Raw genomic sequence first — 296 nt, forward strand, 5'->3', positions numbered from 1 at the left:
CTGTAGCTCCTCAGCTTTTAGTATTGCTTGGCGTTATAATGACCACCGAATTTTTAAGTATGTTAGCGTATGCAACAGGCGGTAAAAGCTTACGTTTATTTTTAGCCCGTGGCGATAATATTAAATGGATGAACCGTATAGCAGGCAGTTTAATGATACTTGTGGGCGTTTGGTTGGCCCTTGATTAATAAAAAAGAGCCTCTGGCTCTTTTTTATTACACGCAAACTGACGATAAACCGCTTAACCAGAGTGTGTGTGGCTTAATTGCGCTTTTAAAAATGGCGCAGTTTTACTT

The 296-nt window shown here is 39.9% G+C and carries 1 protein-coding gene; it reads left to right on the forward strand.

Annotated features, from left to right (window positions below; genetic code table 11):
- Positions 1–188 (forward strand): hypothetical protein (locus tag AAEY78_RS12525; protein WP_502943764.1); only part of this gene is annotated, 188 nt, incomplete at its 5' end.
- Positions 189–296: the final 108 nt, after the last annotated feature.

The organism is Psychrobacter sp. 16-MNA-CIBAN-0192, assembly GCF_040309565.1.
Classification (GTDB): domain Bacteria; phylum Pseudomonadota; class Gammaproteobacteria; order Pseudomonadales; family Moraxellaceae; genus Psychrobacter.